This window comes from Motilimonas cestriensis, from assembly GCF_021295315.1.
Classification (GTDB): domain Bacteria; phylum Pseudomonadota; class Gammaproteobacteria; order Enterobacterales; family CBDFNC01; genus Motilimonas; species Motilimonas cestriensis.
Genome location: NZ_JAIMJA010000028.1, coordinates 1 through 13,638, shown reverse-complemented (window position 1 = coordinate 13,638; position 13,638 = coordinate 1). Strand labels below are relative to the sequence as shown.

11 protein-coding genes are annotated in these 13,638 nt (G+C 44.2%); 6 read left to right on the top strand and 5 right to left on the bottom strand.

The features are described 5' to 3' along the window. Window positions 1-3: 3 nt before the first annotated feature. On the top strand, window positions 4-1,680 hold the full coding sequence (yidC, locus tag K6Y31_RS19410; protein ID WP_233054698.1) for a membrane protein insertase YidC: 1,677 nt from the start codon (window positions 4-6) through the stop codon (window positions 1,678-1,680). Window positions 1,681-1,793: 113 nt separating this feature from the next. Beyond that, entirely contained in the window at window positions 1,794-3,161 is a 1,368-nt protein-coding gene (mnmE, locus tag K6Y31_RS19405; RefSeq protein ID WP_233054697.1) for a tRNA uridine-5-carboxymethylaminomethyl(34) synthesis GTPase MnmE, read from the top strand. Between the two features lie 98 nt (window positions 3,162-3,259). Here mnmE and K6Y31_RS19400 read toward each other — a convergent pair whose 3' ends face one another. Both K6Y31_RS19400 and K6Y31_RS19395 read right to left on the bottom strand, forming a co-directional pair. Beyond that, a complete protein-coding gene (locus K6Y31_RS19400) occupies window positions 3,260-3,625 on the bottom strand; it encodes a SpoIIAA family protein (RefSeq protein ID WP_233054696.1) in 366 nt (121 codons plus the stop codon). An 87-nt stretch (window positions 3,626-3,712) separates the two neighbouring features. After that, window positions 3,713-5,638, bottom strand: a complete 1,926-nt coding sequence (locus K6Y31_RS19395) for a RecQ family ATP-dependent DNA helicase (RefSeq protein ID WP_233054695.1) — start codon at window positions 5,636-5,638, stop codon at window positions 3,713-3,715. Between the two features lie 187 nt (window positions 5,639-5,825). Here K6Y31_RS19395 and K6Y31_RS19390 point away from each other — a divergent pair, with 187 nt between their 5' ends. The 4 genes from K6Y31_RS19390 (at window position 5,826) to K6Y31_RS19375 (ending at window position 11,330) form a co-directional block, all read left to right on the top strand. Next, window positions 5,826-6,377 (top strand): PadR family transcriptional regulator, encoded by a 552-nt coding sequence (locus K6Y31_RS19390; RefSeq protein ID WP_233054694.1) that lies wholly within the window; start codon window positions 5,826-5,828, stop codon window positions 6,375-6,377. A 119-nt stretch (window positions 6,378-6,496) separates the two neighbouring features. Further along, window positions 6,497-7,294, top strand: coding sequence for a M48 family metallopeptidase (locus tag K6Y31_RS19385; protein ID WP_233054693.1), 798 nt, complete (start codon window positions 6,497-6,499; stop codon window positions 7,292-7,294). Window positions 7,295-7,409: 115 nt separating this feature from the next. Then, on the top strand, window positions 7,410-10,649 hold the full coding sequence (locus K6Y31_RS19380) for a DEAD/DEAH box helicase (protein ID WP_233054692.1): 3,240 nt from the start codon (window positions 7,410-7,412) through the stop codon (window positions 10,647-10,649). 75 nt (window positions 10,650-10,724) lie between these two features. Further along, window positions 10,725-11,330: an HAD family hydrolase gene (locus K6Y31_RS19375; protein ID WP_233054691.1), complete on the top strand. Its 606-nt coding sequence runs from the start codon at window positions 10,725-10,727 to the stop codon at window positions 11,328-11,330. A gap of 23 nt (window positions 11,331-11,353) precedes the next feature. On the opposite strand, the gene K6Y31_RS19370 is transcribed toward K6Y31_RS19375, so the two are convergent. The 3 genes from K6Y31_RS19370 to K6Y31_RS19360 all read right to left on the bottom strand — a co-directional run bounded on the left by K6Y31_RS19370 (window position 11,354) and on the right by K6Y31_RS19360 (window position 13,540). Beyond that, window positions 11,354-12,148 (bottom strand): tetratricopeptide repeat protein, encoded by a 795-nt coding sequence (locus K6Y31_RS19370; RefSeq protein ID WP_233054690.1) that lies wholly within the window; start codon window positions 12,146-12,148, stop codon window positions 11,354-11,356. Window positions 12,149-12,610: 462 nt separating this feature from the next. Beyond that, entirely contained in the window at window positions 12,611-12,922 is a 312-nt protein-coding gene (locus tag K6Y31_RS19365; RefSeq protein ID WP_233054689.1) for a DUF496 family protein, read from the bottom strand. 432 nt (window positions 12,923-13,354) lie between these two features. After that, window positions 13,355-13,540 (bottom strand): hypothetical protein, encoded by a 186-nt coding sequence (locus tag K6Y31_RS19360; RefSeq protein WP_233054688.1) that lies wholly within the window; start codon window positions 13,538-13,540, stop codon window positions 13,355-13,357. Window positions 13,541-13,638: the final 98 nt, after the last annotated feature.

Genomic DNA, 13,638 nt, shown 5'->3' with positions numbered 1-13,638 from the left:
ATTATGGAATCTCAGCGTAATTTTTTACTTTTTGGTCTGCTGTTTGTCAGCTACTTAATTTTTGTCGCTTGGACAGAATTTAAGAATCCGCAACCAGAGCAACCAACCGTTGTCGCAACACAACCAGCTAACAATGCTCCTAGCAGTGCTAACATCAGTGCTGATGTGCCGATGGCTTCTGTTGATGCCAATCAAGATATGCCTGTAGAGTCAAACAGTGCATCACAAAAGCGCATCACCCTAAGCAATGACACGCTAAAATTGGTGATTGATACTGTTGGGGGTGACATAGTTGAAGCAGACTTATTGTTGTACCCAGAAGTACAAGGCGAGCCAGCCCCATTCAAATTACTTAAAAGCGAACAAGGTCATGTCTACATCGCGCAAAGTGGTTTAATTGGTCAAGGTCCTGATAGCCATCCTAAAGGTCGTCCACACTACACCACCACTCAAGACGCATTTATCTTAAGTGAAGGTGCAGATAAGGTTTCAGCGCAGTTATATTTCACTACCGATACCGGCATCAAATACGTAAAAGTATTTACCCTGCTTAAAGGCAAGTATGAAGTTGATATTGATTACCAAGTTATCAATAACTCAGATGCGCCTGTTAACTTGCAACTATACGGCCAGTTAAAGCAAACCGTGCAACCTTCTGGTGGCAGCTTAGTGATGCCAGTTTATCGTGGTGGTGCTTATTCCGCGCCTTTAGCCGCTAAAAACGACACTCGCTACACTAAGTACAAGTTTGATGACATGCAAGAAGCGAACTTAGCCGTTGAAACAAAAGGCGGTTACGTGGCAATGCTAGAGCATTACTTTGTGTCAGCCTTTATTCCAAGTGAAGAGCAAACCAATGAGCTTTACACTCGTGTGTATGGTGCAGATGCAGCGATTGGTTATAAAGCGCCACTACAAACCGTGGCAGCAGGTAGTGAAGCAACCCTAAGCACAAAACTTTGGGTTGGTCCAAAACTACAAGACGAAATGGCAGAAGTTGGCACACACCTTGACCTTACCGTAGATTACGGTTGGTTATGGTTTATCGCACAACCGTTATTCCAACTATTACTATTTTTCCAAAGTATCGTTGGTAACTGGGGCATGGCTATTATTTTAGTGACCTTCTCTGTTAAAGGTGTGATGTATCCGCTAACCAAAGCGCAATACACCTCAATGGCGAAAATGCGTTTACTACAGCCAAAAATCCAACAGTTACGTGACCGTTTCGGTGAAGACAAACAAAAAGTCTCACAAGGCATGATGGAGCTATACAAGAAAGAGAAAGTAAACCCACTGGGTGGCTGTTTACCTATCCTATTGCAAATGCCTATCTTTATTGCCCTGTACTGGTCATTAATGGAGTCGGTTGAATTACGTCATGCGCCGTTCTTTGGTTGGATCACTGACTTATCAGTTCAAGACCCGTACTACGTGTTACCTATCCTAATGGGTATCAGCATGTTCTTCATTCAGAAGATGTCACCAACGACAGTACAAGATCCGATGCAAGCTAAGATCATGCAATATATGCCAGTAGTATTTACCGCATTCTTCTTGTTCTTCCCTTCAGGTTTGGTACTTTACTGGTTAGTGAGTAACTTAGTAACCTTGTTACAGCAGTGGCTAATTTTCCGCGAGCTGGACAAAAAGGGCTTAGGTAAAAACGCCTCGGCGTAAACTTAGCTAACCCCTAAGTCATATTAAGAAGGAGCCGCATGGCTCCTTTTTCTTTATGAACAACGTATAATACAAAACAATTTTGCACACTCTAATACAACAGGCATAAGTAGATGAATTCAATTGATACTATCGTCGCACAAGCAACCCCTCTCGGCCGTGGCGGCGTCGGCATCATTAGGGTATCAGGTCCCGCTTGCGAACAAGTGGCGGAGATTGTGTTAGGCAAGCAACCTCGAGTGCGATATGCCGAATACCTGCCGTTTAAAGATGAGCATAACAACGCCCTCGATGAAGGGATTGCCTTGCTATTTAAAGGTCCCTATTCGTTTACCGGTGAAGATGTATTAGAGCTACAAGGCCATGGTGGTCCGGTGGTGATGGACATGCTGATCAAGCGCATTTTGCTGATTCCAGGGGTGCGGACTGCACGTCCGGGTGAATTCTCAGAGCGCGCCTTCATGAACGATAAGCTTGATTTAGCCCAAGCAGAAGCCATTGCCGATTTAATTGAAGCCACCTCAGAGCAAGCCGCGAAAAGTGCCTTGAACTCACTACAAGGTGAATTTTCTAGCAAGATACATGAATTAGTAGAAGCCCTTATTCATCTGCGTATTTTTGTTGAAGCAGCCATCGACTTTCCCGATGAAGAAGGGGTCGACTTTCTCTCTGATGGTAAAATCCAAGCCAAGCTTTACGCCATTATCGACCAGCTAGCGTTAGTGCAAAGCCAAGCCAAACAAGGCGCAATCATGCGTGAAGGCATGAAAGTCGTGATCGCGGGTCGGCCTAACGCTGGTAAATCGAGCTTATTAAATGCCTTGGCCGGAAAAGAAGCTGCCATCGTCACCGAAATAGCGGGCACCACGCGCGATGTATTACGCGAGCATATTCATATTGATGGCATGCCACTGCACATTATCGATACCGCCGGTCTGCGTGAAAGCCCTGACGTGGTAGAGCAAATTGGTATTGAGCGCGCATGGCAAGAAATTAATAATGCTGATCGGGTATTGTTTATGTTGGATGGCACCACCACCGACGAACTTGACCCCGCCAAAATTTGGCCTGATTTTGTTGAGCGCTTGCCGCAAAAGATCGGTATGACGGTGATACGTAACAAAGCTGACCTAACGGGTGAAACCTTAGGCATCACCGAAGATCATGGCCATCCTGTTTACCGCATCAGTGCTAAAACAGGGCTAGGGCTCGAATCATTACGTGAGCATCTTAAACAAATCATGGGCTATCAAGGTAACAGTGAGGGCGGCTTTATGGCGCGTCGCCGTCACCTAGAAGCGCTGAACATAGCTAGCCACCATGTGGATAACGGCAAAGAGCAACTTGAAGTCTATATGGCCGGCGAACTGCTGGCTGAAGAGTTAAGATTGGCCCAAGAAGCCTTAAGTGAAATCACCGGTGAATTTAGCAATGATGACTTACTGACTCGCATCTTCTCGAGCTTTTGTATCGGCAAGTAAACGCCAGTCTCACCTAGCCACTTGGTTTAAGCCAGCATACCTAACAGAGGGTGTGTTTCGGCTTATCCTGAGTATTAGTCAATCTAGCCGTCTATGTATTATTGTTCGAGCCAAGCCTCTGCAGCCGCTAGATCTTCTAAACTAAAGCCTTTAATGTCTACATTAGGGATAACAGCGCCCTCAAATTCGCTAACTTTTTTTACCCAGTCTGTATCGGTCAAAACAGCAATGCGACTAAACTGCTGCATCAGTGTGAATAACTCAGGTAAACGCGACATTTCTACCGCCATCGCCCCTATCGTTGGAATATTAAATGCCGCAATCCGATAAAGCATGCGACCAGCGCTAATACCTTCACTTTTCGCTATTAGCTCATCTAACAATAACTTCATTGCTTCACTGTCTAGCTTGCCTGAAATTTCAAGATCAAGGCGGGCATCATTTACACGCGTCACTATAAACATGATGTTCTCCTGTAACAGTACAGACTCAATAATTCACAATAACTAATTAAGCATGACACATACTAGATAAGCTGCCTGAAAAAACGATTAATTAAGTTGCGCTATTCGACCTTTCACTTGATTAAACGGCACCTGTTCAAGCTGGGCAAAACCAGCCATTTTACGGCCTTTAATTTTTGTCAGCACCGGCGTCGCCATTCCGCATAAAAACCGGGCTTGCGCAGCAATGCTAGCAGTATGCCCCATTGCCGCTTGATAACCCTGTTGGAAAGGTAATAACCAAGCCGTTAACTGCTCACTGGAAGGCATGAATACTTCTACAGGTACCGGCAATTGCGCCAGTTGGCCACGACAAACCGAACAATGGCCACACTGCACTGGTGCTTGATGATCGGCAAAGTAGCCTGCCAGTCGATGGCTTAAACACTGCTGGGATTCAAAAAAGCCAATAAGCTGACTTATACGGTTTATTTCTGCCTGCTCTTTGTTAATAAATAACTGATGCAATTCATTGGCTAAATCAGGCCGTGAGTGCGGCGGTTGCTGTACCCGATAAACCTCGGTCATCAATTTACTTTCTAACTGGATCATGCCTTTTTCATGTAAGTAGTCGAGCGCGGCGATCACTCGCGTACGCGCCTGTCCATGCTGTTGCCACATGCGCTCAAGATCAGGTGTGCACCAAATTTTTGCTTGAGCTGCCGAGCTTAAAATCTGTTGTACGAAGACTTGGCGTTCGCCTTGAAAAGCCTGAATGATGGCACTCTGCTCCCAGAGATACTTAAATTTATATTCAGCAAAATAACTGTATGCTGGGCGCAGAATCCCCTGCATTTCCAAATACACGAGCAAGGTTTTTAATGGCAGTTGACGGATATTGGTTTGGTTAGACAGACGCGTCAGCACCACTTCCCATTCATCCCGAGCTTGACCTATTTCATCCAGCACCGCTTGGATGGCGGGTAGATCTGGCGTGTCACCATAAACAAAATTTTCCAACAAGGTTAAACTGGATTTATTGGCTAACACCACACATTGCGACGCTAAGCCATCCCGCCCGGCACGACCAATTTCTTGGCTGTAATTCTCGATCGACTTAGGTAAATCAAAATGGATCACGCGGCGAATATCGGCTTTATCTATGCCCATCCCAAAGGCGATAGTGGCGACAATGCAAGCGTACTTACCAGCCATAAAATCAGCTTGAATTTGTTGACGCTTATCCGATTCCATCCCAGCGTGATAAGCCTGTGCATTAATACCCTGCTGTTGTAGTTGCGTAGCCACCTCTTCCGCCGTGTGCTGCAAGGTGACATAAACAATACTCGGCAATGATGAGTCTGCCGCTAACAGTTGCTGTAACTTAGCCATCCGCGCAGCGGGTTCGGTTGCCACAACAGCTAAGTCTAAGTTACCACGGTAAAAACCGGTCACCACAATATGCTGACTATTAATCGCAAACTTGGTCTGCATATCTTGAATAACAGGCTCGGTGGCGGTGGCGGTTAACAAAAGTACCTGTGGAATACTTAGCTGTTTTTGATACTGCGCCAACTTTAAATAGTCGGGTCTGAAATTATGTCCCCATTCGGAAATACAATGGGCCTCATCGACCACCATTAACGAAATTGGCACTTGTTCAATAAAGCGCATGAAACGTTCGTTTTTCAATCTTTCTACCGAAATCATCAGTACTTTAATCTGACCGTTGCGAACCCCTTGCATCACCTGCTGTACTTGCTCAAAGGTTTGACTGGAATCGATCGAGGCCGCAGCAATGCCACGTTGTTGTAAAAAATCAAGTTGATCTTTAATCAGTGCCAGTAGAGGAGAAATGACTAAGGTGAGGTTGGGTAACAAGGTCGCGGGTAGCTGATAACAAAGAGATTTGCCCGATCCGGTTGGAAATATAGCCGCTGCTGAATGGCCTTGCATAATCGCGTTAATGACTTGCTCTTGCCCAGGCCTTAGTTGATCAAAGCCAAAGTGTTGCTTGAGTGCACTGAGTAACATAAATATTCCAAATAGTCGCGTTCAGCCCAGTGTACTCGATCCTGACTAATCCCCTCAAATACACACTCAGCTAGCACCATATTCACGGGGAGTATTAAGGCAACGCAACAGAAATGAAAGTCACGCTCGAACTCATACTATTAATTAGTTAGTATTAACAGGTTATATAACGGATAAAGAACGCGACATGAGCTTAAAAAATGTATTGTTAATTACCTTACAAAAAGGCGCTATGACCGGGTACGAGCTCGCCAAAGAGTACGATGAAAAGTCGTCCAATTTTTGGCAAGCTAGCCACCAGCAAATATATCGCGAACTAAAAAAAATGGCTGACGAAAACTTAATCAGCTGTATCGAACAAGCTCAACAAGGGAAACCCGATAAAAAAATTTATAGCGTGACGCCTGCTGGTCAGCAAGCTTTAACCCATTGGCTGGATCAGCCTACATCTGAGCGCTTATTAAACTCACCATTTTTAGCAAAATTCATGGCGGGTGAATGCGCCAATGCCAGTGCTATTTTAAGTGATTTAAAAAGATTGGTGGAAGAACACCAGGCAACTTTAAATATGTATTTAGCGTTTAAAACCGACTTTCCCGAAATGAAATACTTGAGTAAAGGCGACAAACTCGCTTACCTAAGCCTTAAACGCGGTATCGCGATGGAACAAGCTTGGCTTAACTGGGCTAATGATGTGATTCCGGAGATCCAAGCCTTGTCAGAACAAGAGCAAAGTTAACTGTCGCAACACACCCCCTCAGTATCGTCTAACATTAACAGAATGAACAACCGACTAGAGCCAAAGGCCCTAGCGGAGTATGATGTAGGGCTCATTTGATGGGTTACAGGATAAACGCCATGACCAATATATTTAGCCATTCATTTTTTAAAACCAGCCTGCTTTGTGCAAGTATGGTTCTTGCTGGTTGCTCCACCTCACCCACTGGCCGTGGCCAGGTGATTATGTTTTCTGACACAGAGATGACACAACTCGGCTCGCAGTCATTTGAGGAAATGAAAAAACAAGAGAAAATTAGCCATAACAAAAAGACCAATCAATACGTCGCTTGTGTCACCAATGCCATCACTCAGCAATTACCACCTCAGAATAGCTTTCAACACTGGGAAGTAGTGGTATTTGACAGCGAACAAGTCAACGCTTTTGCTCTGCCGGGTGGAAAAATTGGTGTGTACACCGGATTATTAAAGGTTGCCGAGAATCAAGATCAACTGGCAACGGTGATCGGACATGAAATTGCCCATGTATTAGCCAACCACAGTAATGAGCGTTTATCACAAAGCCAAATAACTAACCTAGGCCTAGAGCTTTCCAGTGCCGCTTTAAGCGGTAGCGAATATCATGGCATGGCCATGGCCGGACTAGGTTTAGGTGCACAATACGGTATTTTAATGCCTTGGGGCCGCACCCAAGAATCAGAGTCGGATATTTTGGGCTTAGAGTTAATGGCAAAAGCCGGTTTTAACCCGAATGAAAGCATTAAGCTATGGCAAAACATGGCTAACGCAGCTAAGGGACCACAACCACCAGAGCTATTTTCAACTCACCCATCTCACTCTACGCGAATAAAAGACTTACAAGATAAAATCAATAAACTACCTAAATATCAATCAATTAAACCAAATTGTAAGGCCTAATATTAAAGGTGGCAGCAGTTAATCATGACTTTTGCCACCCTCATCAAGATACAATTCCCACCCGAGAGCCAAAAAGCGATATAATCGGGCCCATTTCCTGCGATAAATGAAAGTGATGCTCAGTACCATGTTGGATTATTCGGAAAAAGATATACGTAACAGCTTCGGCGGCCCTACCTTTGAACGAGGGCTTAAAGTATTCACAGAAGGCATGGTACAAAAATGCAAATACAGCCCTGAGCTCGACAAACTCATCGGTAGCCTGACGGGGAGCGATAAAGAAACCAGCTACAGCACCAACGTTGAAGTGAAAGCCAGTAATCAGCCAGGTAAGCTGATCATTCGTAGCCAATGCTCTTGTCCGGTCGGCTGGAACTGCAAGCACGCAGTTGCACTATTGCTCGCTTATCAGAAACAACTCGAGCCCGCCGATCCCTACCAGTTATGGTTTAGCCAGCTACCCCTGCATTTACAACAAAGCCAAGCCAGCAGCCCAAGTGCGGCAGCAAAAGAAAAGGCGATTTATTGTTTATCCAACAATAAAGATGGCCTTATTCAAGTAGAAGTTGGGGCGGCAAAAACTTTAAAAGACGGCAGCTTTGGTGCATTTAGTAGTAAACGATTAGAAGAGTTAGTGAATGATTACTCTTGGTCTGACTCTTGGTTAACGGATTTCGATAAAAACCTAGTGCGATTGTTACTGCTAAAAGAAACCGATAAGTACAACTTAAAAAGCACGGTGATCAGCACCGAAAATGACGAACTAGCCTTAAAGCGCATGCTCAAGTCTGGCCGCTGTTTTTGGGAGAGTACCGCTTCGCCATTACAATTAGGCAGCAGTGCTAAACTCACGTTAAGCTGGCACAAACAAGAACAGCACCAACTTAGCATAGAGTTAGAAGGTATTGATGAACAGTGGCAACTATTGCCGACACCAAGCCCTTGGTATTTAATTCCTAATTCACTGGTGGCCGGCCCCATTGAAACCGAGCTAGAAGGCAGCTTTTTACAGTCACTGCAAGCCTTACCACCACTGGGCGAGCAACAAGCCACTCACTTTACTCAAGAACTATTAATTAATTTTACCGAAGATACGATCCCAGCACCGATTCAATTACCCAAAATTGAAGTCGACGCACCACTGGTGCCGGTGTTAACGGTAAAAAAAAGCAGTCTAGAAAATGGCCAAACGGCGCTCATTGCCGAATTCTGGTTTGCTTATGGCGAAGTGCGCCTTTGCCCAAGTGTTATCCACCTGGATCGCCAAACACGCTTTACTATTCATGGCAACAGCTACCACATTAAGCGCGAATTAGAGCAAGAGCAGCAAGCTTGGCAGCAATACCAACGCTTACAATTAAAACCTGCAAATGAGCACTTGTTGCAAGGTCGGTTAGACAAGCAAGTACTACAAGGATTTTTGTACAGCAACGGTAAGGTGAGCCAAGAAGAACTTTGGCTAGGTTTTAATCTGTTACATGGTGAGCGCCTGAAACAGCAAGGCTGGCAGGTTGAGTTTGATAAAAATATCGACTTAACGGCACAGCAAATTCAAGGCATGAACATCGAAATAGAAGAAAACAGCCAATGGTTCGATGTCGGCTTAACCATTGAAGTCGAAGGCCGTAGCTTACCGTTACTGCCAATGCTGTTGGAATGGATCCAACGTCATACGGATTGGAAATCGCAAAAAGGCGATCTTATTTTACCGCAAAAAAATGGCGCTATGTTGACCATTAAGCGCAGCTCTATCGAGCCCATTTTGGCGATTTTAGAAGAGCTGACCAATCAAGATAACTTAACCTTGCGTTTACCCAATACCCACGCAGGACTATTAGCGCAATTGCCTGATATTAATAACTGGGTGGGCGGCGAACATGTTAAAAAACTGGCACAAAAGCTAGCTAACTTTTCCGGTATTCAAGCAATAGCACCTTCACCAAACTTAAAAGCTGAGCTGCGTAGCTACCAACAAGACGGCCTTAATTGGCTCAATTTCTTATTTGATTACGGTTTTGGCGGCATCCTCGCAGATGACATGGGTCTAGGTAAAACAGTGCAAGCACTAGCCTATCTGCAGCACCGCAAAGATATCGGCAAGCTGACTAAACCGGCTTTGGTTATCTGTCCCACCAGCTTAGTGGGTAACTGGGAGTCGGAAGCGAAAAAATTCACACCGAACCTCACTACCCTAAAACTGCACGGGCCAGAGCGTAAACAGCTATTTGCAGAGATAAATAATCACGACATCATCATCTCGACTTATCCGCTAATGGTACGAGATAGTGAAGAGCTAGACCAATTTGAGTTCAGTGAACTGATCTTAGACGAAGCGCAAGTGATCAAAAACCCGACCGCAAAAATGACACAAACGGTGAAAAAGCTCAATTCAGATCATCGCTTATGTTTAACCGGTACACCAATGGAGAACCACCTTGGTGAATTATGGTCTATTTACGACTTTCTAATGCCTGGTTTCCTAGGCAACTTGAGTGCCTTTAATAAACACTACCGTACCCCGATTGAAAAAGAAGGTGATTTTCAAACCAAGCAATGGCTGAAACAAAAAGTATCGCCATTCTTATTGCGCCGCACCAAAGATCAAGTGGCCAAAGAACTGCCGCCCAAGACAGAAATAACCCACCTGATTGAAATGCCGCCAGAGCAACGAACCTTATATGAAAGCATTCGTGTCACCATGGAATCACGCGTGCAAGGCTTACTGGCTAGCAAAGGCATGGCTCGCAGTCGCATTGAGTTTTTAGATGCGCTGTTAAAAATGCGCCAAGCCTGTTGTGACCCGAAATTGGTGAAATTAGAAGAAGCACAAAAAATTAACCAGTCGGCTAAGTTAGACTTCCTAATGGAAATCGTGCCGGAAATGTTGGAAGAAGGTCGCCGCATTTTGATCTTTTCGCAGTTTGCCCAGATGCTGGCGTTAATTGAGAACAAGTTTAAGGATGCTAAAATTCCTTACGCTAAGCTTACGGGACAAACGCAAAAACGCTCAGATGTCATTAACTCATTCCAAAATGGCGATGTACCGGTATTTTTAATCTCATTAAAAGCTGGCGGCGTCGGCTTGAACTTAACCGCAGCAGACACCGTTATTCACTACGACCCTTGGTGGAACCCTGCTGCAGAAAACCAAGCAACAGACCGTGCTTACCGTATCGGTCAAGACAAGCCGGTGTTTGTTTATAAACTGATTTGTGAAAAAACGGTTGAAGAGCGGGTGCTACAATTACAACAACAGAAACAGCAACTGGCAGATGCCGTATACGGAGATAAAGAAGCCGAACATCAAGTGCTGACCGATAGTGATCAGTTACTTAAGCTGTTTGAATCAATGTAACAGCCGAGTGGTATAGGTAGGCGTATAACCCTCTAGTTAGTGCTCCTATCCACTCAAGTAAAATAAGGTGGCAAAATGGATTTCATGAAAATTAAAGGTGTTATTTTTGATTTAGACGGCACCTTAGTGGATTCTAAGCTCGACTTTGACTTACTCAGAGCAGAGCTTAACTTCCCAGAGCAATCGCCGCTCCTCGAACATCTCGCCACCTTAACCTGCCACCAGCAAATAGCCCATGCCGAACAATGTATTTACGATCACGAAATGGCCGGTGCACACGCCGCAGAAGCCATCGAGGGCGTTGCAGAGTTGTTAGTTACCTTACAGCAATTAGGCATCCCTACTGCGGTGCTTACGCGCAATATGCGCGATGCCAGTCACTATGTGCTGGAAAAGTTTAAACTGGATATTCCACTGGTGTTAACGCGCGAGGATTGTCGAGCTAAGCCCGATCCGGAAGGCATATTTAAAATTGCCCAGCAATGGCAATTACCAACACAAGATATTGTCTATATAGGGGATTTTTGGTTTGACATTGAAGTTGCTAAAAACGCCAAGTCTTGGTCATGCTTGTATGATCCTGAGCTAAATAAAGAATACCGCCATCACGCCGACTGGGTCTACCAGCACGTTAATGAGCTAACCCAAGCATTTCGTCAGTCTCGTTTAGTTAACTGCTAACAAACGTTAATTATCTCTCAGAATTAAGGCAGCAACTTGCGCCACCAAACGCTGGCCTTCAATATTTTTTTCTGAAGCTGTTCACCCGTGGCTGTCGATTTAAATTGTAAAGATTTTTTATTGTACGCCAACGCTTTTTTATACTCGCCTAACTCAAAATAGACTTCGCTCATATTATGATAAAGCGCCGCATCACTCGAGCTAGCTGATATTAACTGCTCATAAAAGCCCGCAGCTTGTTGCCAAAGCTTTTGCTGGTGGGCAATAACCCCCATTTGCCAGATAACTTGCTCCCAGCGTCGCGAACTATGGGCAGATTCTTCAGCACGTTTTCCCCAAATAGCCACTTGCGCCAAATCCCCCATCGCAGCCCAATAATTAAGCGCGCAGCGACATGCCCAATAATCTTCAGGGTTGACTTTAATAAGCTCTTTTAACTTACTAGCGGCGAGTTCCATTTGTTCACCGCGCACCAAAAAATCAATTTCTATCGCACGAACAGCAGGAATACTATCATTGACGCCTTTAGCGGCTTCAATCCAATGAGAAATTGCAGCGGCCACTTCTTCACTCATACTTTTTTCGAATTGGCTTGCAGCAAGTAATACCGCTGCCGCCCCCGCTTGGCCATAGCAGCCATTAGGCATCACAATAAATTGATTCATCGCACGGTATAACGTTTCAGGGTCACTGCGATAACCATCCAGCAAATCTAAGCTAGCTTGAAAATCCCTGTTCAGAACTTGAGTCCAAGACTGCGTCGTCGGCCAATCGGCATTTTGCGCAATGCGCTCTAATATTACAAAGGTGGAATCCATCCCAACGACGCTCCTAATATGAATGTAGTCCTTGATCTCTTAGCAAATGGCCAAGAATAACTCTCACTACACTGCCAATTTGGCCGCGAGCAGAGTAAGTATAAGGAATAAATAATAAAGTCATGTTGGCTTGTTAAAATTTTTATTGCCAAGTAAAGATGAGAGAGCATCTAAAAAGTTATCAGCGGGATTTTAGCTCAAACAAGCGCATTTTCCAATTTGCAAGTACCACGGACCTTAACATTTTAGCGCTTTATTTCAGTAACACTGTGATGGCGGTGAAGACTTAGCCAATACCAGAGCGTAAAATATGGCGCCTATACTCTTATTAAGCTGAGTTCGAGATAAGCAATTGTAGCCAATTTAGCGTAACATCACTGGCGTTATAGCGTTTTACACTATGTTTTCAAAGCTGAAAAAAAGCCCTCAACGGGCTTCAAACGAGATCTAAGTAATAAAAATTTACTTTTTCGCGCTTTGCGTTGCACCACGAGAAAACTCTTGAATTTTCTTATTGATATCACGACGCTCTTTAGATAATTCAGCACCTTTAATGATATGGTCATCAACACGGTCTTCATAATCGGCTTTCATGTTTTCAACAATGGCAACGATTTCAGCTTGAGTCATATCACTGCGGATATAATCGAGAAGATTATCTAACAAATCAACACGCTTACGGTTATCGCGAACCTTGCTCTCATTATCAATAATTTCACGTTTTAATTTGTTTTTGCGACGTGCATTTTTTACTAATTCTAATACGTTACTCATTTTTTACCTCATCAAACTGAACACGGCTAACCAACACTTAAGTATGTTTCGGGAAGGTTTGCGCCAGCTATTAAACCACAGTTAGCCTAAACCCATATAGTGACCAAATCAATATTTAGCGGTTTCAATTTGGCTTGAATAGCAGCAGATTAGATAAAAGCATCTGGCGACAAGTCAGAAACCCTAACCTCCCGCTTTATTAAACCCCATACCAACAAAAGAGCTTAGCCACTCTTAATTATTTACGAAGTAACGATCTATCTCACATCCTTTATAAAATCAATCAAATGTCTTGGTTTTCCCATATAGCTAATAATGATACATCCACTAAACTTAGCTCATCTAAGTGATGAGTTTAAACTTAACTGATTGCTGTGAGTTCAAGTACTACTTCCTTTTAGCCGGCCTCCCAGCCGGCTTTTTTTGTTTAATCTATTGTTCTAACGCATCATCAACAAAATCAACCCAACTTTGTAAGTTTCCTTGTTGCGGTGAAGCAGCCCATAGCGCCTGCCACTGCTCAGCGGTTAAGCCTTTATTTTTACCAGCGACGCCGATATATAAAGCCTCAGAAAGCAAGCTCACACTACGTTCTGAGGAATCCCCTGATGATTTCATTAAAAATCATAAATTTAAGTAGAATGGCATCTTTCCGTATGATCTAATGAATTCGCCAAAACACAAAAAACCAAACAGAAAGATGCGCGAACTTAAGA

Coding starts and splice junctions, on each gene's coding strand:
- K6Y31_RS19375 (WP_233054691.1), top strand. CDS start 10,725: ATGGATTTCATGAAAATTAAAGGTGTTATTTTTGATTTAGACGGCACC.
- K6Y31_RS19380 (WP_233054692.1), top strand. CDS start 7,410: ATGCTCAGTACCATGTTGGATTATTCGGAAAAAGATATACGTAACAGC.
- mnmE (WP_233054697.1), top strand. CDS start 1,794: ATGAATTCAATTGATACTATCGTCGCACAAGCAACCCCTCTCGGCCGT.
- K6Y31_RS19365 (WP_233054689.1), bottom strand. CDS start 12,922: ATGAGTAACGTATTAGAATTAGTAAAAAATGCACGTCGCAAAAACAAA.
- K6Y31_RS19390 (WP_233054694.1), top strand. CDS start 5,826: ATGAGCTTAAAAAATGTATTGTTAATTACCTTACAAAAAGGCGCTATG.
- K6Y31_RS19370 (WP_233054690.1), bottom strand. CDS start 12,148: ATGGATTCCACCTTTGTAATATTAGAGCGCATTGCGCAAAATGCCGAT.
- K6Y31_RS19395 (WP_233054695.1), bottom strand. CDS start 5,638: ATGTTACTCAGTGCACTCAAGCAACACTTTGGCTTTGATCAACTAAGG.
- K6Y31_RS19385 (WP_233054693.1), top strand. CDS start 6,497: ATGACCAATATATTTAGCCATTCATTTTTTAAAACCAGCCTGCTTTGT.
- K6Y31_RS19400 (WP_233054696.1), bottom strand. CDS start 3,625: ATGTTTATAGTGACGCGTGTAAATGATGCCCGCCTTGATCTTGAAATT.
- K6Y31_RS19360 (WP_233054688.1), bottom strand. CDS start 13,540: ATGAAATCATCAGGGGATTCCTCAGAACGTAGTGTGAGCTTGCTTTCT.
- yidC (WP_233054698.1), top strand. CDS start 4: ATGGAATCTCAGCGTAATTTTTTACTTTTTGGTCTGCTGTTTGTCAGC.